Below are 20,458 nucleotides of genomic sequence, written 5' to 3' on the forward strand. Positions count from 1 at the left end.
GGTCCGGAGTAAGGACAAAATGCCCATTACAATTCTCGACGGTATCGTTCTCGGCGTCGCCCTGTTTTCCGCAATCCTGGCCATGGTTCGAGGCTTCTCGCGCGAGGTGCTCTCGGTCGCGAGCTGGGTGGGTGCGGCAGCTGCCGCCTACTTCCTCTACCCGCATCTCCTGCCCTATGCGAAGCAGTACACCAACAGCGACACGGTCGCGATGATCGGATCGGCGGCGGTGATCTTCCTGATCGCGCTGATCATCATCTCCTTCATCACCATGCGGATCGCCGATTTCATCATCGACAGCCGCATCGGCGCGCTCGACCGCACGCTCGGCTTCCTCTTCGGCGCCGCCCGCGGCATCCTGCTGGTCGTCGTCGCCATGCTGTTCTTCAACTGGCTCGTCGCGCCGCAGCAGCAGCCGACCTGGGTCACCCAGGCCAAGTCGAAGCCGCTGCTCGACAACCTCGGCAACAAGCTGATCGCTCTGCTGCCCGAGGAAGCCGACGCCACCATTCTCGATCGCCTGCGCGGCAAGGACACGACCGGCGAAGGCGAAGGCGAAGCGCCGGCGACGACGCCCGGCCAGGCACCTGCGACGACGCCGGACCAGGCGCCCGCCGACGACGCCCCGGCCACCAACGGCTGAGACAGGAACGATTTGCCGACAAAGCCCGCCCCGCGGGCTTTGTCCTTTTGGGGAATAACGCTTGCAGCCGTTTTCAGCTAAGATTGCTTGAAGACGGCGGGCCTGATCACGATATGCGCACCGGTACGGAGCAAAGGCGACTGTGATGACCGATAGATCCATCGAAATCCGCGATGAACTCGAAGGCGACGAGCTGCACGAAGAGTGCGGCGTCTTCGGCATACTGGGGCACTCGGATGCGGCGGCGCTGACAGCGCTCGGCCTGCACGCGCTCCAGCATCGCGGTCAGGAAGCCGCCGGCATCGTAACCTTCGACGGCAAGCAGTTCTGCACCGAAAAGCGCATGGGCCTCGTCGGCGACCACTACACAGATCCGGCGACGCTCGCGAAACTGCCCGGCTTCATGTCGATTGGCCACACCCGCTATTCGACCACGGGAGAAGTGGCGCTGCGCAACGTGCAGCCGCTCTTTGCCGAACTCGAAGTCGGCGGCATCGCCGTCGCCCATAACGGCAACTTCACCAACGGCCTCACGCTTCGCCGGCAACTGATCGCCGACGGCGCCATCTGTCAGTCGACCTCGGACACCGAAGTCGTGCTGCACCTGATCGCCCGCTCGAAGCAGACCTCCTCCTCCGACCGCTTCATCGACGCCATCCGCCAGATGGAAGGTGGCTATTCGATGCTGGCGATGACCCGCACGAAGCTGATTGCCGCGCGCGACCCGATCGGCATCCGCCCGCTCGTCATGGGCGAACTCGACGGCAAGCCGATCTTCTGCTCGGAAACCTGCGCGCTGGACATCATCGGCGCGACCTATGTGCGCGACGTCGAGAACGGCGAAGTCATCATCTGCGAAATCCAGCCCGACGGCTCGATCACCATCGATGCACGCAAGCCCGAGGTTTCGCAGCCCGAGCGGCTGTGCCTGTTCGAATATGTCTATTTCGCCCGGCCGGATTCGGTCGTCGGCGGCCGCAGCATCTATGTGTCGCGCAAGAACATGGGCATCAACCTCGCCAAGGAAGCGCCGGTCGAGGCCGACGTCGTGGTTCCGGTGCCGGACGGCGGCACGCCGGCTGCGCTCGGCTATGCCCAGCAGAGCGGCATTCCCTTCGAATACGGCATCATCCGCAACCACTATGTCGGCCGCACCTTCATCGAGCCGACGCAGCAGATCCGCGCCTTCGGCGTCAAGCTGAAACATTCGGCCAACCGCGCGATGATCGAGGGCAAGCGCATCATCCTCGTCGACGATTCGATCGTGCGCGGCACGACGTCGGTGAAGATCGTACAGATGATGCGCGACGCGGGCGCGCGCGAAGTGCACGTGCGCGTCGCCAGCCCGATGATCTTCCATCCGGACTTCTACGGCATCGACACGCCGGATCGCGACAAGCTGCTCGCCAACCAGCATGCAGATCTCGCCTCCATGTGCCGCTACATCGGCGCGGACTCGCTCGAGTTCCTGTCGATCGACGGCCTCTATGAGGCGGTCGGTGGCGAGAAGCGCAATCCGAAGGCGCCGCAGTTCACCGACCACTATTTCACCGGGGACTATCCGACCCGCCTCCTCGACCAGGAAGGCGCCAGCAATGTCCGCAAACTCTCGGTTCTCGCCAGCAACGGATAATCAGACACTAAAATGACGATCGATCTCAAAGGCCGGGTGGCCGTGGTCACCGGCGCATCGCGCGGTATCGGCTATTTCACCGCTCTCGAACTGGCCAAGGCCGGTGCCCATGTCGTCGCCTGCGCGCGCACCGTCGGCGGTCTCGAAGAACTCGACGACGCGATCAAGGCGGCGGGCGGTTCTGCGACGCTGGTGCCCTTCGACCTCGCCGACATGCCGGCGATCGACAAACTCGGTGGCGCGATCAACGAACGCTGGGGCAAGCTCGACATCCTCGTTGCCAATGCCGGCGTGCTCGGCACGATTTCGCCGATCGGCCATGTCGAGGCGAAGGTGTTCGACAAGGTGATGAACATCAACGTCAACGCCACCTGGCGGCTGATCCGTTCGCTGGAGCCGCTGCTGATCAAGTCGGATGCCGGCCGTGCGCTGATCCTGTCGTCGAGCGCTGCACACAAGTGCAAGCCCTTCTGGGGGCCCTACTCCGCATCGAAGGCTGCCGTCGAGGCTCTGGCCCGCACCTGGGCCGGCGAGACGCAGCGCCTGCCGCTGCGCATCCTCTCGGTCGACCCCGGCGCCACCCGCACCGCGATGCGCGCGCAGGCGATGCCCGGCGAGGATCCGGAGACCGTGCCGCATCCTTCGGAAGTCGCAGCCAAGCTGCTGCCGCTGGTCGGCCCTAACCAGACCGAAACCGGCAAGCTCTACATCGTGCGCGAAGACAAGATCGTCGATTACCGGATGCCCGAATAAGCTTCGGCACACCGCTCAAAAGAGAAAGGCCACCGTGTCGTCACGGTGGCCTTTCTCTTTTTGCGTGTCGTTTTGGTCTCGGTCAGTCCTTGTCGCCGGGCAAGCCGTCGCCGCCGGTCGAAGGATGGACCGGCCAGTCGCCGCCATACTTGCGCTGCCAGGAGCGCGCGCCGAAGGGCAGCGTGATCAGATAGCCGAGCGCCGTTACCGCCATCGTTTCCCAGGTATAGGTCATCAGCGTCGCAACGTAGAAGACGACGCCGAGGATGGCCGGCAGGACGAGGTCGCGGCGAACGCGGCTGTTCTCCGACTTGCCGGACCAGACCGGCAGGCGGCTGACGAGCAGGAAGGCGATCAGCACCGTATAGGCCGACGCGATCAGCGCGAAGGTGCGCTCGGGAGCAAGGCCCAGGAGACCCAGGTAAACCGGCAACAGAACGAGCATGGCGCCGGCCGGCGCCGGCACGCCGACGAAGTATTCCGACTGCCAGGACGCCTTGACCTGGCGCTCTGCCATCACGTTGAAGCGCGCGAGCCTCAGACCCATCGCGATTGCGTAGACCAGAGCCGCGATCCAGCCGATCGAGCGCGCCTGATCGAGGATGAAGACGTAGAGCACGAGAGCCGGCGCGACACCGAAGTTGATGATGTCGGCAAGCGAATCCATCTGGCCGCCGAAGTTCGATGTCGCCTTCAGGGCGCGCGCGACACGACCGTCGATGCCATCGAGAAAGGCGGCGAGCAGCACCATCGCAACGGCAAGCTCGATGCGGTTTTCAAAGGCGAGCCGGATGCCCGAAAGACCGGCGCAGATCGCGAGCACCGTAATGAGATTGGGGATCATCAGCCGCAGCGGAATCTCCCGCAGCCGTGGGCCGCGCGCGGTATCGCTCGAACCGTTGGTGTCCTCGGACACCTGCGGCGCTTCGATCGGTTTTTGCTGTTCAGAGCCTTCCATGGACACTCCTTATGCGCGGCGGCTGATGACCGGGCCCTTGGCCGAGCCAAACTCGGCAAGCACCGTTTCACCGGCAACGGCGGTCTGCCCGACGCTGACACGCGGCTCGGCGCCGGCCGGCAGGAACACGTCGAGGCGCGAGCCGAAGCGGATCAGGCCGAAGCGCTCACCGGCCTCCAGCGAGCCGTTCTCATACTTCCAGCACAGGATGCGGCGGGCAACGAGGCCGGCGATCTGAACGACGCCGATGGCACCGTGCTTGGTATCGATCACCAGACCATTGCGCTCGTTCTCCTGGCTGGCCTTGTCGAGCTCGGCATTGACGAACTTGCCGGCGCGATAGGCGACGCGGGTGATGGTACCGGCCATCGGCGCGCGGTTCACGTGGCAGTTGAACACATTCATGAAAACGGAGATGCGCAGCATCGGTTCCGAGCCGAGGTTCAGTTCTTCCGGCGGCAGAACCGTCGCGATCGACGAGACGCGGCCGTCAGCCGGGCTGATCACCAGATCGTCGTCAAGCGGCGTCATGCGCTCGGGATCGCGGAAGAAGTAAGCGCACCACGCGGTCAGCACGAAGCCGATCCACATCAACGGCTCCCACAGGAAGCCAAGCACCAGCGACACGACGAAGAAGATCGCCACAAAGCGGTAGCCTTCCTTGTGCACCGGGACGAGCGTGTTGCGGATCGTATTGACCAGGCTCATGAACTCTACTCCAGATTTTCCGTGGAACGTGATCGTTTTCTATAAGTTAGCGCGGGATGCGGACGGAAAACCGCAAACGCATTTCCTGCCCCCGCTCTAGCGCGAAATGTCCCGGCGGGCAACGCCGCCCGCCCGGTAGCGACAAAACGCGTCGCGCTCAGCAAAGAAAAAGACGCCATCAAACCGCCGGCTCGCCGCGCGTGACGATGCCGAGATCGTCGCTTTCGCGCACGCGCTTCAGTTGCTCTTCGGCCTGCGTCGCTTCGCGCTGGCGGCTCCACATCGAGGCATAGAGGCCGTCGCGGTCGATCAGTTCGCCATGGGTGCCGCGTTCGGCAATGACGCCGTCCTTCAGCACGATGATCTCGTCGGCGTTGATGACGGTCGAAAGCCGGTGCGCGATGACAAGCGTCGTGCGGTTGCGCGACACGACGTCGAGGGCCGACTGGATCTCCTGCTCCGTGCGGGTGTCCAGCGCAGACGTCGCCTCGTCGAGGATCAGGATCGGCGGGGCTTTCAGGATCGTGCGGGCGATCGCGACGCGCTGCTTCTCGCCGCCCGAAAGTTTCAGGCCCCGCTCGCCGACCATGGCCTGGAAGCCCTCCGGCAGCGTGCGGATGAACTCGGCGATCTGCGCGGCTTCGGCCGCCGCCTCGACTTCGGCTTCGCTCGCCGAAACGCGGCCATAGCGAATGTTGTAGGCGATCGTGTCGTTGAAGAGCACCGTGTCCTGCGGCACCATGCCGATCACCGAGCGCAGGCTCTTCTGCGTCACTGTGCGCACGTCCTGGCCATCGATGGTGATCGCCCCTTCCTGCACGTCGTAGAAGCGATAGAGCAGCCGCGAGAGCGTCGACTTGCCGGCACCGGAGGGGCCGACCACGGCAACCGTCTTGCCGGCGGGCACCTCGAAGGTGATGCCCTTCAGGATCGGGCGCGCCGCATCATAGGCGAAATGCACGTCCTTGAAGGCGATGGCGCCCTTGCCGATGACGAGTTCGCTTGCATCCGGGCGATCCACTACTTCGGCACGAACGTCGAGCAGGTCGAACATATGCTCGATGTCGGTGAGCCCCTGACGGATTTCGCGGTAGACGAAGCCGATGAAGTTGAGCGGGATCGCAAGCTGGATCAGCATGGCGTTGATGAAGACGAAATCGCCCAGCGTCTGCTCGCCGCGCTGCACGGCCAGCGCCGACATGATCATCATCACGGCCGTACCGGCGCCGAAGATCAGCGCCTGGCCGAAGTTGAGCCAGCCGAGCGACGTCCAGACCTGGGTCGCCGCCGCCTCGTAGCGTTCCATCGACTTGTCGAAGCGACGGGCCTCCATCTCCTCGTTGCCGAAATACTTGACCGTCTCGAAGTTCAGCAGCGAGTCGATCGCCTTGGTGTTGGCGTCGGTGTCGCTGTCGTTCATCGAACGGCGGATGGCGATGCGCCAGTCGCTCGCGCGCACGGTGAACCAGATGTAGAGCCAGACGGTGACAGCGGTGACGAGGAGATAACTGAAGCCGTAGCCCCACCAGAAGATTACCGCTGTCAGCAGGAATTCGATCAGGGTCGGCACGCTGTTGAGGATCGTGAAGCGGACGATCGTTTCGATGCCCTTGGTGCCGCGCTCGATGACGCGCGAAAGCCCGCCAGTGCGCCGCTCGAGATGGAAGCGGAGCGACAACTGGTGCATATGTATGAAGGTCTTATAGGCGAGTTGCCGGACGGCATGCTGGCCGACGCTTGCAAACAGCGCGTCGCGCAACTGGTTCAAACCGGCCTGCAAAAGACGGGCAAGGTTATAGGCAAGCACCAGCATGACCGCGCCGGTCATGAGCACGGGCAGAAAGCCCAGGACATCCGGCTTGCCGTTCAGCGCATCGGTTGCCCATTTGAAGGAATAGGGAACGAGGATCAGCACGACCTTGGCGATGATCAGAATGACCGTTGCCCAGATCACCCGGAGCTTGAGATCGGCCCTGTCCGACGGCCACATGTAGGGCCACAGATTGGCGATCGTCTGCAGGGGATTGCTGGTATCGGCCGAAACGGTTTTCTTCTGGGGTGCCACGTTCTGATCCGCTCTTACGTTTGCGCGCTTGGAGGCAGGTTGTCGCGCATCCAAGCTCTGCGCCGAGCCCTCCCTGTAAACGAAGACCTCAGGCGCCGTCATCACCGTTCAATGAAAAGCGGCGCCCTGTCGAAGGCGCCGCCCTTGGTCGGGAGATAGGCATCCGCCGCAGCCGCCGCAATGTCGGCGGCCGCAGATCGGCTGCTTATTGCTCTTGTTTCATGTGCTTCTTGTGAATTTCCCGCGATTCTTCGTCCGGCAGCGCCTTGTCCGGTACACCGAAGACCTGGCCAGGACGAATGCGGTCCGGGTCCTCGATCTGGTCCTGGTTGGCGAGATAGATCGTGGTGTAACGCAGGCCCGCGCCGTAGACGCGGCGCGAGATCTGCCACAGCGTGTCGCCGCGGCGGATGATCACCGAACTCTTGCTCTCCTTGAGCGGAGCCTGCTCGAGTGTCTGGGGCTGGTCGGGCGAGGCTGCAACGGCTGCGGTTTCGGTCGCCGGCTGTGCCGGTGCGGCATCGTTTACAACCGCGCTTCCGGCACCCATCGCCTTTGCCAGTTCACCCGGCGCCGGGGCATTGTCCTTCGGCTGAGCCTTCTCGGGTGACGCCGGCGTGGCGCTGCCCTGCTCGGCCAGGACCGCACCGACGGTCGCATCAACCTTGGTAAGGGCCGTCGCCACGCTCGACGGGTCCTGAGGCGCTGCCTTCAGCGCCGCGAGCGCGCTGGCCGCGGCCTTTGCGGCCCGCGTCGCCGAGGCGACGAGCGTCTGGTCGGAATTGTCGGCAAGACGGAAATCCGCAAGCGACTTCAACGCGATCTCGGTCGCCGAACGGGCGGCAGCCAGCTGCTCGCCGTTCGGAACCTTGCCATTGGCATAGAGCCCCTTCAAGAGCGCCAGCGCCTTTCCAGCTTCCGCACGCAGGCCATCGAGACCCGCGGTTGCCGACGGCGTGCCCGAAGGCGCAACGGCCGCAACCTGCGATCCTGCGGGCCGGTCGAAGGGAACCGAGGCGCGCATCACGACCTTGGTGCCGTCCTCGTTCAACATGTCCGCCCGGATGATGTGGCTGCCAACCGTCAACTCGATCTCACCGTCGACGACGAAGTGGCCCTTGTCGTCGGCCTTCATTTCGCCGACGAGCCTGTCGTCGGCATAGACGCGCACCAAAGCACCGGCCTTGGCGCTGCCGGCGACGAACATCTTGCTGCCTTCGATCTCGACCGCACTCACCTGCAGGCCCGGAACGCCGGAAAGCTGCGCCGGCGACGTGGCGGCATCGACCGCCTGCGGCGTCGCGGAGGCAACCTCGGCCGGCTTGAGGTCCGCAGCCGCGACTTCCTCCGCCGCACCCGGCGTCGTGATCAGACGGCTCGCCGTACCCGGCTTCGAGACCATGGCAAGCAATTGACCGGACGGATCCTTGGGAACGGAAACGGTCGCAACTTCCTCGGAGCTCTTCACCGCACCGTTTTCACCGGTGCTGCGCAGCGTGAGCTGATGGTCACCCGCCGGAAGGGGATTGTCGAAGACCGCGGCGAAGTCGCCGGTCGCGCCGACATCGGCGGTGCCGACCACGGTGTCGCCGCTGAGGATCTCAAGCTTCGAATTCGGCTGGGCGTGGCCGGCGATCACGGTCGAGCCATCGGGCTCCACGCGCAGCACGTCGAAACCGGGAACGGCCGGATCGGTCGCAGGCACGTTGGCGGCGGTCGCCGCTTCGGCCTTCGGCTGCTCCTGCTGCGGCGCAGCATCCGTCTTGGCGGTCTCGGCAGAGGCGCCGGTCGCCTGCGGTCCACCGGTCGCGGGCGTCGCCTCGGTCGACTGCGTCGCGGTGCCTGCCGCCTGATCGGCTGCCGGCTTCTTGCCGTCGCCGCGCAAGTTCGGTTGAATTACGAATACCATCAACGCTGTTGCTGCCACGAGGACAGAAATGGCCACCCAGCCGGCCTTATTTTTGATCATGCCACTCTCCACACGGAGCGGAGCAACGCTCCGCGCATGCCCTCTCATCGGCCTGCGGTGCGGGCTTGCGCCGTCATTATAGCGCAACAGCAAGCAACTCGTCCGATTTCTTCAATCAATCACTGAAATTGCTAGCGATTCGCGATTCGGCATACAAGCAGCCGAAGGGGCGGCAACCCGCAGAAAACCGGGTTTCCCCTCATTTTTCTTGACCCATGCTGCGCTGCAATGTTTTTTGAGGGCATGAGCACCGAGAACAGCACGATTCGATCCATCTGCGTCTACTGTGGTTCACAGCCGGGACGTGACAATGCCTACATGGAAGCCGGGCGCGCGCTTGGCCGATCCATCGCCGATCACGGGCTTCGCCTGGTCTATGGCGGCGGCACCCGCGGCATTATGGGAGCGGTCGCCAGCGGTGTGCTTTCCAACGGCGGCGAAGTCACCGGGATCATCCCCGAATTCCTGATGGACAAGGAAGCGACCCGCCATTCGCTCGGCCAGCTGAACGAGCTGATCGTGACGGCCGACATGCACGAGCGCAAGCACACGATGTTCGAACGTGCCGACGCTTTCGTGGCGCTGCCCGGCGGCATCGGCACGCTGGAAGAGATCGTCGAGATCATGACCTGGGCGCAGCTCGGGCGTCACCGCAAGCCGATGGTCTTCGGCAACATCAACAATTTCTGGAGGCCGATGATGGACCTCCTGCAGCACATGCGCGAGGAAGGCTTCGTCCACACGGCGCATCTCGTGCAGCCGCTTGTCGTCAATGACGCGGCCGACATCGTGCCGACCATCCTGGCGGCCGCTGGCGGCGGCAACGGCCGTGAGGGCGAAACCGAAATCATCTCCAAGCTTTAAGAAACGCATTCGGCCAACAAAAAAGGCGCGCCACCCGGCGCGCCTTTTTTTGTTTCTATCGCAACCGGCCTTATTCGGCCGGGCTTGCCTGCAGGGCGCGGCGCGCCCTGCTTTCCGCCAGCATGGCGCCGGTATAGATCACCAGCGCCGCCCAGATCAGGCCGAAGGCGATGAGCTTTGCCGTGCCGAAGGGCTCGTGGAAGACGAAGACGGCGATCACGAAGATCATGGTCGGCGCGATGTACTGCATGATGCCGATCGTCGACAGGCGCAGGAGCTTGGCGCCGTTGGCATAGATCATCAGCGGCACGGCCGTGACGATGCCGCAGGACAGCAGCCACAGGACGTCCGCCATGCCGGTATCGCCGAAATGGCCCTGCCCCGTCGTCTCCAGCCAGATGATGTAGCCGATGGCCGGTACGCTCAAAAGCAGGACTTCCAGGAAGAAGCCCTGGTTGGGGCCAACCGGCAGGGTCTTGCGGAAGAAGGCGTAGAAGCCCCACGACAGGCAAAGACCGATGGACACCCACGGCAGACCGCCGGCGTCGAAGGCAAGCACGGCAACGGCGGAGGCAGCGAGCGCGATGGCAACCATCTGCGCCGGGTTCGGCCTCTCCTTCAAAAGCACGGCGCCGAGAAAGATCGAGAAGAGCGGATTGATGTAATAGCCGAGCGCAGTTTCGATGGCGCGGCCCGCACCGATTGCCCAGACATAAATGCCCCAGTTGATGGTGATGAGCACGGCGGTCAGTGCGGCCATGCACAGCATGCGCGGCGAGCGCAGCGCCGCCTTGATGTCGTCGGTACGCCCGAGCCAGAGCAGCACGAGACCCGCGAGCGGCACCGACCACACGATCCGGTGCGCCACCACTTCCGGCGCCGGGATATGGGCGACCGCCTTCATGAAGAAGGGCAGGAAGCCCCAAAGCAGATAGGCGGTCAGCGCGAAGGCAAAGCCTTTCGCGGAATCGGTATTTTCGGCGGGTGCTTTCGGCTCGGCCATATCATCTTTTCCTGGTGTTTTGCCGGAGAGCCCTGGCGGCAATGGCCGCTCACCGGTCAGAAGGGAGGCACAGCCAGTCGGCCGGCACAATCTCCCATCGATGCGTCCTACCCCAATGGCCGGTGATGCACCAATTCATTTCCGTGAAGGGAGAATGAGTTTTGCTCACCCTCCCCCAGGCCCAGTCCATCAACGTTTCTGGACCGATCGCCGGAGATTACTCGGCGGCGATCAGTCCGACGTGGTCGCGGTTCTTCAGCAGCTTGAAGACGATACTGTCCATCAGTGCCTGGAAAGACGCATCGATGATGTTGTCGGAGACCCCCACGGTCCACCAGCGCGCGCCCGTGCCATCGGTCGATTCGATCAGAACGCGGGTGATCGCCTCGGTCCCGCCATTGAGGATACGGACCTTGTAGTCCGCAAGCTCCAGGTCTTCGATTTCCGACTGGTACTTGCCGAGGTCCTTGCGCAGCGCCAAGTCCAGCGCGTTGACCGGGCCGTGGCCTTCGGCGACCGACATCATCGTCTCGCCGTCGACAACCACCTTCACCACGGCTTCCGACACCGTCTTCAGATGACCGTTGGCATCGAAGCGGCGCTCGACCATCACCCGGAAACTTTCGACATGGAAGAAATCCGGCACCGTGCCGAGGATGCGGCTGGCGAGCAACGCAAAGCTCGCATCCGCGCCTTCATAGGCATAGCCGGTCGCTTCGCGTTCCTTGACGATGGCGATCAGCTTGTCGAGCTTCGGATCGTCCTTGCTGACAACGATGCCGCGACGCTTTAGCGCGTTGATGAAATTGGCCTTGCCGCCCTGGTCTGACACCATGACCTTGCGCAGGTTGCCGATGCTTTCAGGCGCCACATGCTCGTAGGTGCGCGGATCCTTGAGCAGCGCTGAGGCGTGGATACCGGCCTTAGTGGCAAAGGCCGACGCGCCGACGTAAGGGGCCTGCTGATCAGGCGAACGGTTCAAGAGTTCATCGAAGGAATGGGCGAGCTTGGTCAGCTCCAGCAAGCGGTCGGCGTCGATCGCCGTTTCGAAGCGGCTGGAATACGTCTCCTTCAGCGCCAGCGTCGGGATGAGCGTGACGAGATTGGCGTTGCCGCAACGCTCGCCAATGCCGTTCAGCGTTCCCTGGATCTGCCGCACGCCTGCCTCGACCGCGGCAAGCGAATTGGCGACCGCCTGGCCCGTATCGTTATGCGCATGGATGCCGAGATTGGCACCGGGCACGCCGGCAGCGATCACGGCGGCGACGATCTCGCGCACCTCCGGCGGCTGCGTGCCGCCATTGGTGTCGCAGAGCACCACCCAGCGCGCGCCGGCGTCAAAGGCCGCCTTCGCGCAGGCAAGCGCATAGGCGGGATTGGCCTTGTAGCCGTCGAAGAAATGCTCGCAATCGACCATCGCCTCGCGACCCGAGGCGACCACCGCCTCGACCGAGGCGCTGATGTTGTCGAGGTTCTCCTCGTTGGTGCAGCCGAGCGCCACTTCGACGTGATAGTCCCAGCTCTTGGCGACAAGACAGATAGCGTCGCTTTTCGCCGCCAGCAGTGCCGCGAGGCCTGGGTCGTTCGACGCGGAAACCCCGGCGCGCTTGGTCATGCCGAAGGCGACGAAGGAGGCCTTCTGGGTTCGCTTGCGCCCGAAGAACTCCGTGTCGGTCGGGTTCGCGCCGGGATAGCCGCCTTCGATATAGTCCATGCCGAACTGATCGAGCAGGCCGGCAATCGCAATCTTGTCCTCGACGGAAAAGTCGATGCCGGGCGTCTGTTGCCCGTCTCTCAGCGTCGTGTCGAAGAGGTAGATGCGTTCCCTGGTCATGGCTCTCGTCCAAAAATGCTCTGTTTAGTTTTGCTCGGTCTTGCCTGCGAACTGGTCCGTGGTGCGGATCAGCCGATCGAGGATGCCCGGCTCGGAATAGGCGTGGCCTGCGCCTTCGATCAGATGAAGCTCCGATCCCGGCCAGGCCTTGTGCAGTTGCCAAGCGTATTTCGCCGGGCACGGCATGTCGTAGCGCCCATGGATGATGACACCTGGAATGCCGTGCAGCCGGTGGACGTCGCGCAGCAATTGGCCATCCTCCATCCACCCGGCATTGACGAAGAAGTGGTTCTCGATCCGCGCGAAGGCGTCGGCGTAATCGTCCTCGGCGAAGGGCGCGCTGGTTGCGAGTTCCGGCAGAAGCGTGATCGTCTCGCCTTCCCAGATGCTCCAGGCCTTGGCGGCCTCAAGGCGCGTCGCCTTGTCGTCGCTCATCAGGCGGCGGTGATAGGCCTGCATCATCTCGTGGCGCTCGTTCTCGGGAATGGGCGCAATGAAACGCTCCCATTTGTCCGGGAACATTTCCGAGACGCCGAACTGGTAGTACCAGTCGAGCTCGGCCTTGGTCAGCGTGTAGATGCCGCGCAGCACCAGTTCGGAAATCCGTTCCGGGTGCTTCTCGGCATAGGCGAGCGCCAGCGTCGATCCCCAGGAACCGCCGAAGACCAGCCACCTATCGGCGCCGGCCATCTCGCGCAGCCGCTCGATATCGGCGACGAGATGCCAGGTGGTGTTGGCTTCGATCCTGGCATTCGGCGTCGACTTGCCGCAACCGCGCTGGTCGAACAGCGTTACGTCGTAGAGCGCCGGATCGAAAAGGCGGCGATGGTTCGGCGAGATCGTGCCGCCGGGGCCGCCATGCAGGAACACGGCGGGCTTGGCGCCTGGCGTGCCGACCCTTTCCCAATAGATCACGTGCCCGTCGCCGACGTCGAGATGGCCCGAGGCATAGGGTTCGATTTCCGGGTAGAGGGTACGCAAAGCAGTCGTCATTTTCAGTCTTTCGTGAGCGGCCAGTGCACGGTGTCGTAGTCGGGATGCTGGCGGTTCGTTTCGAGTATGATCAGATGCCGGGTCGCCGCAGCCTCGCTGCCGTCGTCCGTTTCCTTCTCCTTGAGCCCGGCAAGCCTGGAGAACCAGATGACGCGCGACTCGGTGCCGGACTGGTAGATCGGCTGCACGTCGTCGGGATCATCAAGCGACCCGAGCGCGATGTTGACGAAATCTGCGTCCGGCATATCGTAGAACAGCGGCGTGCCGCAATCGCTGCAGAAGCCGCGGCGCACCAGATGCGACGAGCGGAACCAGGACGGCTGGCCGCGCGTGATGTCGAACGTGTCGCGGGACGCATTGGCGAGCGGCATGAAGTAGTTGCCGGTCGCCTTCTGGCACATGCGGCAATGACAGATATACGGGTCCGAAAGCACGCCCTCGGCGCGGTAGCGCACGGCGCCGCATTGGCATCCGCCCGTATAGATGCGCGCGATGGTCACCGGAATGCTCCCGAAGGATGCCATTGGTCTGTCTCGTGGTCCGGGTGCTGGAACGAGATGATGCTTTCCTGCCTGGCGTAGAAATCCTGATCCTCAAGCACCGGCTGCTCGAAGATCGTCTCGACCCAGGGCAAACGCGAGGCGTGGTTGACCTGGATTTTCGGCGCAAGATCGGAACGATCGTCGAAGGTGCCGATGGCGATCTCAAGGCCACCCGGATGCCGGTAGGTCATCGGCGTTCCGCATTTCGGGCAAAAGCCGCGGTCGATGTTGACCGAGGACTGGAAGTAGCTCGGCTCGTCCCGTACCCATTCGACTCCATCCTTCGGCGCCGTCACCAGCGCCGAGAAGAACGAGCCGAATTGTTTCTGGCACATGCGGCAATGGCAGATCGACGCGCGCCCGAGTTCCCCCTTGATCCGGAAGCGGACCGCGCCGCATTGGCATCCACCTGTTCGAACGTTTTCGGTCATCGCTTCTCCTCCGGGGGCCAGGTCTCGGTGTCATGGTCGGGATGCTGATAGGAAACGAGTTTCTCCAGGAATTCCACCGCGTCCGGGTCTTCCATCGTGTGAACACCGGGCAGCGCAGCCACGTGATCGGTATAAGGCAACTTGCTTTCGATGGCCCATTGCACCGTTGGCGTGATGCCCTGCGGTTCGTCGAAGGCGGCAATCGCCAATGCCATGCCGTCCGGCGCCTCATAGGTCAGCGGCGTGCCGCAATCGCCGCAAAAACCGCGCCAGCCGAAATTGGACGACTGGTAGCGCTTGCGCTCGCCGCGCGTCCAGGTGACATGCGCGCCGCCGACGGAAACCAGCGGCAGGTAGAAGTTGCCACTCGCCTTCTGGCACATGCGACAATGACAGACCGACGCATCGCCGAGCCTGCCTTCGATGCGAAAACGCACTGCGCCACACTGGCAACCGCCTGTGTAATAGGGCCTGTTGTCCAGACTCATCGCGATTTCTCCTCAACCCGAGCAAACGGCTTCGATATTGTTGCCGTCGGGATCGAACACGAAGGCACCGTAATAGTCCGGGTGGTAGTGCGGTCTCAGCCCCGGCTTGCCGTTGTCACGCCCGCCGGCGGCCATTGCCGCTTGATAGAAGGCATCGACCTCGGCGCGACTGCGCGTCGAAAAGGCGTAGTGCCGGCCCGGCCCCGTTGCAGCCGTCTCATGCAGCCAGAAGACCGGCCGCTCGCGGCCATAACCACCCACCTTGAGACCACCGGTGTGTTCCAGCGGCACCATCATCAAAAGCGAGGCGCCAAGCGGAGCAAAGGCCTTGTCGTAGAACGACTGCGCCCGCTCGAAATCCGCGACGGGAATGCCCGTATGGTCGATCATCGCACGAACTCCTCTTTCATGCATGCGCTCCGCTTTTCGCCGCCCTTTCAGATACCCTGCCCGAACCGATCAGAAGGATTGGACAGGGCTCGATAGCTAGGCAGCCGTCACCGTTTGATATCCCAGGTCGTCACCCGCTCGCCGGTTGCCGGATCCTTGCCGTCCTTGAGCTGAACGCCGCGCGCCAGCAGATCGTCGCGGATCTTGTCGGCCTCCGCGAAGTTCTTTGCCTTCAGCAGTTCCAGACGGGCCCGCACGCGGCTGTCGATGTCGCGGACCAGCCCCTCGTCGAGTTCGACCGCCTGCGGCACCACGCCGATCAGCGCGGCACTTGCGGCAAAGGTCCCGAGCAGCTTCGGATCGGCCGCCGCCTTCTGGGCGAGCGCATGGACCGCCTGGACGGCCGCGACCGTGTTGAGGTCGTCGGCAAGTGCAGCGACCACGGCCGGATCGGCCTCACCCTTGGCGTCACCCGGGACCGGCCACTTGGAGAGCAGATGCTCTGCTTCTTCCAACCGCTTCACCGAAAAATCGATCGGTTCGCGATAGTGCGTCATCAGCATGGCGAGCCTCAGCACATCGCCCGGCCACTGGCGGCCGGCGAACTTTTCCGTGTGCAGCAGTTCGTAGATGGTGACGAAGTTGCCCTCGGACTTCGACATCTTGCGGCCTTCGACCTGCAGGAAGCCGTTGTGCATCCAGACATTCGCCATCACCTCGGTGCCGTGAGCGCAACGGGACTGGGCAATCTCGTTTTCATGGTGCGGGAAGATGAGATCGAGCCCGCCGCCGTGGATGTCGAAGACTTCGCCGAGGTAGCGGCTGCTCATGGCCGAGCACTCGATGTGCCAGCCGGGACGGCCCCTGCCCCACGGACTTTCCCAGCCCGGCTCGTTGTCGCCAGAAAGCTTCCACAACACGAAGTCGCCCGGGCTCTTCTTATGCGCCTCGACGGCGACACGGGCGCCGGCCTGCTGTTCGTCGAGATTGCGCTTCGAGAGCTGACCGTAATCGGCCATCGACTTGGTATCGAACAGCACCTCACCACCCGCCTGGTAGGCGTGGCCTTTGGCGATGAGCTTTTCGATGATGTCGATCATCTGCGCGATGTTGTCGGTGGCCCGCGGCTGGACATCCGGGTCAAGGCAGCCGAGCGCCTTAGCATCGTCAAGAAACTGGGTTTCTGTCTTCTCCGTCACCCGCCGGATCGCGTCGTTGAGCGGCAGGGTCGGGTAGTCCCGCAGCGCCCGCGCGTTGATCTTGTCGTCGACGTCGGTGATGTTGCGCGCATAGGTGACGTGATCCGCGCCATAGACATGACGCAGCAGCCGGAACAGGACGTCGAAGACGATGACCGGCCGGGCATTGCCGATATGGGCATAGTCATAGACCGTCGGGCCGCAGACATACATGCGAACGTTGTCGGGATCGATCGGCTTGAACTCGACCTTCTCCCGCGTCAGCGTGTTGTACAGCTTCAGTGTCGGCGTTCCGCCCATTGCCATTCTCCAAGATGCATACGACCGTAAAATACCGCGCCCGGGAGGCCCGCGCGTTTGTCATCTTGGATTTTAGGAGACGAAAACGGCCAGGCCAGCGGAGCGCTAGCGAATAATGTTCCGGCAGATAATGCAGATAACCGTTTTCATGGCCTCACTTATCGCGCGTCACCCGATTTCGGTCAAGAGGTCAGCCGCATGCAAGCACAGCCGACTATCGAAAGGATTCCGCGGTCATGGATTTGTCATGATTAGGCTTATCTGAGATCGCCATGCGGAAAACAGATTCGCGGTGTAGTTGGTAACGCACCACGAAATCCTGTCTCCGGAGAGCAAGGAGGAGCGTCGCTTTCGTGAAGACGTGCGAAAGCGGCAGTGTATCCGGTTCGGGAAAGCATCAAGGAGTGAGTGCAAGTGAAAGCCGCAAAGACCAAAGACATCGTCAAATCCGCCAATCTCGTCGAACAGTATCGCCCGCTCGGCCTGAAGGCCGTGCTTGCCGCAGCGCTGCAGGCGAAGGCGAAGCCGGCTGGCAAGCTGGCCAAGCGGCCGGCCTGACGCTTCCGGCGCTCTTTTCCTTAAAAGAGAGACATCTGCCCGCCATCCGGCTCGGTCGGCTTGCTCTTGCCTTTTAGCTGGGCATCCGCGACCGGCCTGGGTGTGACGGCGTCCTGGATTTCGGGCCCGGTGTTGACGACCTTGTTGACCTTGTCCGAAACCGGGATCGCCTCGAAGTAGTCCTCCGCGACCGGGCCGAAGAGATCGGCAACCTCGCGCGGCTCCTGCGTCTTGCAGTCCAGCCAGCGGGCAAAATCCTCGGGCTGGATGACGACCGGCATGCGGTCATGGATCTGCCGGATCGAGGCGTTGGCGGCCGTCGTCAGGATGGCCGCGGTATCGACCTCGGAGCCGTCGGCCGAGGACCAGGTTTCCATCAAACCGGCGAAGGCGACGATGCCGCCCTTCCTCGGGCGCACCCAATAGGCCTGCGACGGCTCGCGGCTACCCTTCGGCGGCCGGCGCCATTCATAGAAGCCGGAGGCCGGCACAAGGACCCGCCGGTGCCGCATGGCTGCACGGAACGACGCCTTTTCGATTGCCGATTCGACCCGCGCATTGATCAACAGTGGAAAGTCGCGCGGGTCCTTGACCCAGCCCGGCGTGAAGCCCCAGCGCACGAGCAGCGCCCTGCGCTCCGGCAGGTTGCTGCCTGGTGCCGCACGCTCGCCGGCCACGACGACCATGATCGGCTGGGTTGGCGCGATATTGAAGCGCGCCGGAAAGTCGTCGCTTTCCAGCAGGCTGAACAATTCCATTATTTCATCGGGTGTCGCCGTCAGCGCAAAACGTCCGCACATGACATCGATGTGGCACTTCACGTAGGATGGGTCAACGCTACCGAGACGATTTGATTCCCTGATGCCGACCAAGCCCGAACTTGCTTCCTCCGTCATTCTCGAACGCGACGGCCGCTATCTGCTCGTCCGCCGGGCCAACCCGCCGTCGGCCGACATGTACGCCTTTCCGGGCGGCCGGGCGGAAGCCGGCGAGACGCCGGCGGAGACAGCACTTCGCGAATTGCTCGAGGAAACCGGCATCAAGGCGCGCGATCCGGTGCTGTTCGAAGTCTACGATCTGCCGGGCAAGGAGTCCGAAGGGCGCCACTTCCTGCTGTCGGTCTTCAGGGCCGAGGCCGATGCCGACGCAGTTGCCGTCGCCAGCGACGACGCCGCAGGGCTCGGCTGGTTCACGGCTGAAGAGATCTTCGCCTTACCGATCCCCGACAGCGTGCGCGAATGTGTGGAAAGGCTCTCCGGCGCCGGAGCGAACGCTGCGACATCGGGCGACGGCCTTGAAACCGCCGCCAATTCGGGCTTGGTGAAATCATGATCCCTGTCCCGATCCTTACAAGGCTTACGCTCGCCGGCATCGCCTTGACAGTCGCCACTGGCGCGGCAGCGCAAAAATCACCGACGAAAGAGCCGGCCAAGACCGAGACCGCAGCCCCTGCCCCGGCCGCCGTGGAGGAAAAGCCGACGCCCTATGACCAGCGGCTGGTCCGGCTCTCCGAGATCCTCGGCTCCGTGCACTACCTCCGCAATCTCTGCGTCAAGGAACCGGAGGATGTCTGGCGCCGCTCGATGCAGGAACTGATCGACAAGGAAACCGCCACCGAAATCAAACGGCGCGAGCGGATGACGGCCGCCTTCAACCGCGGGTATCGCACCTTCGCATCCGTCTATACGAGCTGCACGGGCCCCGCGATCGTCGCCGAACAGCGATATCGTGCCGAAGGCGCAACACTTGCGTCAGAAATCGTCGCCCGCTTTGGAAATTAGCAATAAATTAACCTCTTTTCTCACGACCCCGTGTCGTTTCGGGAAAAGGCTGCTAAGTTCGTTAAGAGAGTGGTAAGAAGTGGCGAGTCCGTCACGGCCGTTCAGTCGGAGTTCAGCCGAACGGCCATAAAATGAACCGCTTGCACAATGGAAGTCGCATGGAACGAATGATGGAACCAAGCCTGACCGACATCGATGACATGATCGTCCACGAGAAAATGCAGGCTGCGCTGGAACACCAGAGCGAGGCCTGGGCGGACGGAATGGCCGACGGTATCGAGCCGGAAATCATCGCCGATGCAGCCATTGCCCTTGCCATGCGGGAAACCGTTCGGCTTCATGGCGAAGACGGCGCCGAAGCAATGCTCAATTCGCTTCGCGAGCGCGTGCTCGCCGGCGAGTTCTCGCCCCAGCGCACGATTCAGTAATATCAGGACTGCCCGATGCATCGGAATCTCGCAAACCGGACCCTTCCGGTTCGCCTCGCTACACTGCTGTTGGCCGGTGTCGCCTTGACCACCCCGGCAGCGGTTTCTCCCGCCTTCGCTCTCAGCGAATTGCAGGGCGCGCCGCAACCCGTCCCGACCGAGCAACAGCCTGCCGCGGGCGACCAGAAGGCGACTCCGCCCGTAGCCGAACCCGTTGCCGAAGAGCCGGATGAGGAAGAGAAGCTTCCGCTCGAAATCCCGATGCCCGATCCGCTGATCAACAAGTCGGCGACAGCCACCAAGGAAGACGCTCCCGAAGCCGAAGAGCCGGAGCCGACCGGGCCTGTCGAAGTGCTGACCGATGTCTCCAAGATCCCTGCGCCGGTCGCCCGCATGCGTGAGCTGATCGTCGAGGCAGCGGCTTCCGGCGATATCGAGCGGCTGCGCTCGCTGCTCGGCAAGGGCCCGAACCAGACCCAGGTCACCGGCGTCACCGGCGACGAAGACCCGGTCTCGATCCTGAAGAGCCTTTCGGGCGACCAGGAAGGCGTCGAAATCCTCGCGATCCTGCTCGACGTGCTGTCGACCGGCTTCGTGCTGGTGGACAAGGGTACGCCGCAGGAGGCCTATGTCTGGCCCTATTTCGCGGAAAAGAAGCTTTCGACCCTGACGGCACCGGAAAAGGTCGACCTGTTCCGCCTGGTCACCGCCGGCGACTTTGCCGACATGGAAGAATTCGGCAGCTACAACTTCTATCGCGTCGGCATCATGCCGGATGGCAAGTGGAAATTCTTCATCGCCGGCGACTGAGCGCCGGCGACCTGCTTGCCGATGACAGCCGAACATCCTACCTCTTCGCCAAGAGATCACCGGTGGAACCGGGGCCTGAGTCGGCCGCGGCCATTCAGGTGATCGTTT

22 protein-coding genes are annotated in these 20,458 nt (G+C 63.3%); 9 read left to right on the plus strand and 13 right to left on the minus strand.

What is annotated here, in order from left to right:
• Positions 1 to 19: 19 nt before the first annotated feature.
• The 3 genes from M2267_RS15875 (at position 20) to M2267_RS15885 (ending at position 3,029) form a co-directional block, all read left to right on the plus strand.
• Positions 20 to 643, plus strand: a complete 624-nt coding sequence (locus M2267_RS15875) for a CvpA family protein (protein ID WP_034803987.1) — start codon at positions 20 to 22, stop codon at positions 641 to 643.
• Positions 644 to 788: 145 nt separating this feature from the next.
• Positions 789 to 2,276 (plus strand): amidophosphoribosyltransferase, encoded by a 1,488-nt coding sequence (gene purF / locus M2267_RS15880; RefSeq protein WP_429115361.1) that lies wholly within the window; start codon positions 789 to 791, stop codon positions 2,274 to 2,276.
• Between the two features lie 12 nt (positions 2,277 to 2,288).
• Complete coding sequence (locus M2267_RS15885; RefSeq protein WP_429115362.1) at positions 2,289 to 3,029, plus strand: SDR family NAD(P)-dependent oxidoreductase; 741 nt, start codon at positions 2,289 to 2,291, stop codon at positions 3,027 to 3,029.
• Positions 3,030 to 3,111: 82 nt separating this feature from the next.
• Here M2267_RS15885 and pssA read toward each other — a convergent pair whose 3' ends face one another.
• The 4 genes from pssA to M2267_RS15905 form a co-directional block, all read right to left on the minus strand.
• Positions 3,112 to 3,987 (minus strand): CDP-diacylglycerol--serine O-phosphatidyltransferase, encoded by an 876-nt coding sequence (gene pssA, locus M2267_RS15890; RefSeq protein WP_052202086.1) that lies wholly within the window; start codon positions 3,985 to 3,987, stop codon positions 3,112 to 3,114.
• A 9-nt stretch (positions 3,988 to 3,996) separates the two neighbouring features.
• A complete protein-coding gene (locus tag M2267_RS15895) occupies positions 3,997 to 4,695 on the minus strand; it encodes a phosphatidylserine decarboxylase (RefSeq protein ID WP_192447378.1) in 699 nt (232 codons plus the stop codon).
• A gap of 178 nt (positions 4,696 to 4,873) precedes the next feature.
• Positions 4,874 to 6,760, minus strand: a complete 1,887-nt coding sequence (locus M2267_RS15900) for an ABCB family ABC transporter ATP-binding protein/permease (RefSeq protein WP_429115365.1) — start codon at positions 6,758 to 6,760, stop codon at positions 4,874 to 4,876.
• Between the two features lie 205 nt (positions 6,761 to 6,965).
• A complete protein-coding gene (locus tag M2267_RS15905; protein WP_429115367.1) occupies positions 6,966 to 8,729 on the minus strand; it encodes a LysM peptidoglycan-binding domain-containing protein in 1,764 nt (587 codons plus the stop codon).
• Positions 8,730 to 8,972: 243 nt separating this feature from the next.
• Between M2267_RS15905 and M2267_RS15910 the strand changes: the two genes are divergently transcribed.
• Positions 8,973 to 9,593, plus strand: a complete 621-nt coding sequence (locus M2267_RS15910) for a TIGR00730 family Rossman fold protein (RefSeq protein ID WP_192447381.1) — start codon at positions 8,973 to 8,975, stop codon at positions 9,591 to 9,593.
• A 70-nt stretch (positions 9,594 to 9,663) separates the two neighbouring features.
• On the opposite strand, the gene rarD is transcribed toward M2267_RS15910, so the two are convergent.
• From rarD to cysS, 8 genes are all read right to left on the minus strand, one after another.
• A complete protein-coding gene (gene rarD / locus M2267_RS15915) occupies positions 9,664 to 10,596 on the minus strand; it encodes an EamA family transporter RarD (RefSeq protein WP_043616557.1) in 933 nt (310 codons plus the stop codon).
• Between the two features lie 217 nt (positions 10,597 to 10,813).
• Positions 10,814 to 12,430 carry a citramalate synthase gene (cimA, locus tag M2267_RS15920; protein WP_402316224.1) on the minus strand — a complete coding sequence of 539 codons (1,617 nt, stop codon included), beginning with the start codon at positions 12,428 to 12,430 and terminating at the stop codon, positions 10,814 to 10,816.
• Positions 12,431 to 12,454: 24 nt separating this feature from the next.
• Entirely contained in the window at positions 12,455 to 13,423 is a 969-nt protein-coding gene (gene pip, locus M2267_RS15925) for a prolyl aminopeptidase (RefSeq protein ID WP_429115371.1), read from the minus strand.
• A 2-nt stretch (positions 13,424 to 13,425) separates the two neighbouring features.
• Complete coding sequence (locus M2267_RS15930; protein ID WP_429115373.1) at positions 13,426 to 13,947, minus strand: GFA family protein; 522 nt, start codon at positions 13,945 to 13,947, stop codon at positions 13,426 to 13,428.
• Positions 13,920 to 14,396 (minus strand): GFA family protein, encoded by a 477-nt coding sequence (locus M2267_RS15935; RefSeq protein WP_192447384.1) that lies wholly within the window; start codon positions 14,394 to 14,396, stop codon positions 13,920 to 13,922. The genes M2267_RS15930 and M2267_RS15935 overlap by 28 nt, the downstream gene beginning before the upstream one ends.
• Positions 14,393 to 14,884, minus strand: a complete 492-nt coding sequence (locus M2267_RS15940) for a GFA family protein (protein ID WP_429115375.1) — start codon at positions 14,882 to 14,884, stop codon at positions 14,393 to 14,395. Before M2267_RS15940 ends, M2267_RS15935 begins: the two co-directional genes overlap by 4 nt.
• A 12-nt stretch (positions 14,885 to 14,896) precedes the next feature.
• Positions 14,897 to 15,274, minus strand: coding sequence for a VOC family protein (locus M2267_RS15945; RefSeq protein ID WP_429115377.1), 378 nt, complete (start codon positions 15,272 to 15,274; stop codon positions 14,897 to 14,899).
• A gap of 107 nt (positions 15,275 to 15,381) precedes the next feature.
• Complete coding sequence (gene cysS / locus M2267_RS15950) at positions 15,382 to 16,773, minus strand: cysteine--tRNA ligase (RefSeq protein WP_205239206.1); 1,392 nt, start codon at positions 16,771 to 16,773, stop codon at positions 15,382 to 15,384.
• Between the two features lie 414 nt (positions 16,774 to 17,187).
• On the opposite strand from cysS, the gene M2267_RS15955 reads away from it, so the two are divergent.
• Positions 17,188 to 17,331 carry a hypothetical protein gene (locus M2267_RS15955; RefSeq protein ID WP_429115380.1) on the plus strand — a complete coding sequence of 48 codons (144 nt, stop codon included), beginning with the start codon at positions 17,188 to 17,190 and terminating at the stop codon, positions 17,329 to 17,331.
• Positions 17,332 to 17,351: 20 nt separating this feature from the next.
• On the opposite strand, the gene M2267_RS15960 is transcribed toward M2267_RS15955, so the two are convergent.
• The gene (locus tag M2267_RS15960) at positions 17,352 to 18,131 is read right to left on the minus strand and encodes an SOS response-associated peptidase (protein WP_429115383.1); all 780 of its coding nucleotides are present in this window, start codon (positions 18,129 to 18,131) and stop codon (positions 17,352 to 17,354) included.
• 58 nt (positions 18,132 to 18,189) lie between these two features.
• Between M2267_RS15960 and M2267_RS15965 the strand changes: the two genes are divergently transcribed.
• The 4 genes from M2267_RS15965 (at position 18,190) to M2267_RS15980 (ending at position 20,350) form a co-directional block, all read left to right on the plus strand.
• The gene (locus M2267_RS15965) at positions 18,190 to 18,663 is read left to right on the plus strand and encodes an NUDIX hydrolase (RefSeq protein WP_429115473.1); all 474 of its coding nucleotides are present in this window, start codon (positions 18,190 to 18,192) and stop codon (positions 18,661 to 18,663) included.
• Positions 18,660 to 19,112, plus strand: coding sequence for a TIGR02301 family protein (locus M2267_RS15970; RefSeq protein WP_192447390.1), 453 nt, complete (start codon positions 18,660 to 18,662; stop codon positions 19,110 to 19,112). Before M2267_RS15965 ends, M2267_RS15970 begins: the two co-directional genes overlap by 4 nt.
• A gap of 158 nt (positions 19,113 to 19,270) precedes the next feature.
• Positions 19,271 to 19,540 (plus strand): hypothetical protein, encoded by a 270-nt coding sequence (locus tag M2267_RS15975; RefSeq protein WP_089043914.1) that lies wholly within the window; start codon positions 19,271 to 19,273, stop codon positions 19,538 to 19,540.
• Between the two features lie 15 nt (positions 19,541 to 19,555).
• Positions 19,556 to 20,350, plus strand: coding sequence for a hypothetical protein (locus M2267_RS15980; protein WP_429115385.1), 795 nt, complete (start codon positions 19,556 to 19,558; stop codon positions 20,348 to 20,350).
• Positions 20,351 to 20,458 lie beyond the last annotated feature (108 nt).

Source organism: Ensifer sp. KUDG1, from assembly GCF_050434285.1.
In the GTDB taxonomy this organism is placed as follows: Bacteria; Pseudomonadota; Alphaproteobacteria; order Rhizobiales; family Rhizobiaceae; genus Ensifer.

Excerpts from the sequence above, each read along its gene's own strand:
- M2267_RS15910 (WP_192447381.1), top strand. The coding sequence starts at position 8,973 with ATGAGCACCGAGAACAGCACGATTCGATCCATCTGCGTCTACTGTGGT.
- M2267_RS15875 (WP_034803987.1), top strand. The coding sequence starts at position 20 with ATGCCCATTACAATTCTCGACGGTATCGTTCTCGGCGTCGCCCTGTTT.
- M2267_RS15895 (WP_192447378.1), bottom strand. The coding sequence starts at position 4,695 with ATGAGCCTGGTCAATACGATCCGCAACACGCTCGTCCCGGTGCACAAG.
- cysS (WP_205239206.1), bottom strand. The coding sequence starts at position 16,773 with ATGGGCGGAACGCCGACACTGAAGCTGTACAACACGCTGACGCGGGAG.
- rarD (WP_043616557.1), bottom strand. The coding sequence starts at position 10,596 with ATGGCCGAGCCGAAAGCACCCGCCGAAAATACCGATTCCGCGAAAGGC.
- purF (WP_429115361.1), top strand. The coding sequence starts at position 789 with ATGACCGATAGATCCATCGAAATCCGCGATGAACTCGAAGGCGACGAG.
- M2267_RS15885 (WP_429115362.1), top strand. The coding sequence starts at position 2,289 with ATGACGATCGATCTCAAAGGCCGGGTGGCCGTGGTCACCGGCGCATCG.
- pip (WP_429115371.1), bottom strand. The coding sequence starts at position 13,423 with ATGACGACTGCTTTGCGTACCCTCTACCCGGAAATCGAACCCTATGCC.
- M2267_RS15945 (WP_429115377.1), bottom strand. The coding sequence starts at position 15,274 with ATGATCGACCATACGGGCATTCCCGTCGCGGATTTCGAGCGGGCGCAG.
- M2267_RS15905 (WP_429115367.1), bottom strand. The coding sequence starts at position 8,729 with ATGATCAAAAATAAGGCCGGCTGGGTGGCCATTTCTGTCCTCGTGGCA.
- M2267_RS15975 (WP_089043914.1), top strand. The coding sequence starts at position 19,271 with ATGGAACGAATGATGGAACCAAGCCTGACCGACATCGATGACATGATC.
- M2267_RS15935 (WP_192447384.1), bottom strand. The coding sequence starts at position 14,396 with ATGACCGAAAACGTTCGAACAGGTGGATGCCAATGCGGCGCGGTCCGC.
- pssA (WP_052202086.1), bottom strand. The coding sequence starts at position 3,987 with ATGGAAGGCTCTGAACAGCAAAAACCGATCGAAGCGCCGCAGGTGTCC.
- M2267_RS15940 (WP_429115375.1), bottom strand. The coding sequence starts at position 14,884 with ATGAGTCTGGACAACAGGCCCTATTACACAGGCGGTTGCCAGTGTGGC.
- M2267_RS15970 (WP_192447390.1), top strand. The coding sequence starts at position 18,660 with ATGATCCCTGTCCCGATCCTTACAAGGCTTACGCTCGCCGGCATCGCC.
- M2267_RS15930 (WP_429115373.1), bottom strand. The coding sequence starts at position 13,947 with ATGGCATCCTTCGGGAGCATTCCGGTGACCATCGCGCGCATCTATACG.
- cimA (WP_402316224.1), bottom strand. The coding sequence starts at position 12,430 with ATGACCAGGGAACGCATCTACCTCTTCGACACGACGCTGAGAGACGGG.
- M2267_RS15960 (WP_429115383.1), bottom strand. The coding sequence starts at position 18,131 with ATGTGCGGACGTTTTGCGCTGACGGCGACACCCGATGAAATAATGGAA.
- M2267_RS15980 (WP_429115385.1), top strand. The coding sequence starts at position 19,556 with ATGCATCGGAATCTCGCAAACCGGACCCTTCCGGTTCGCCTCGCTACA.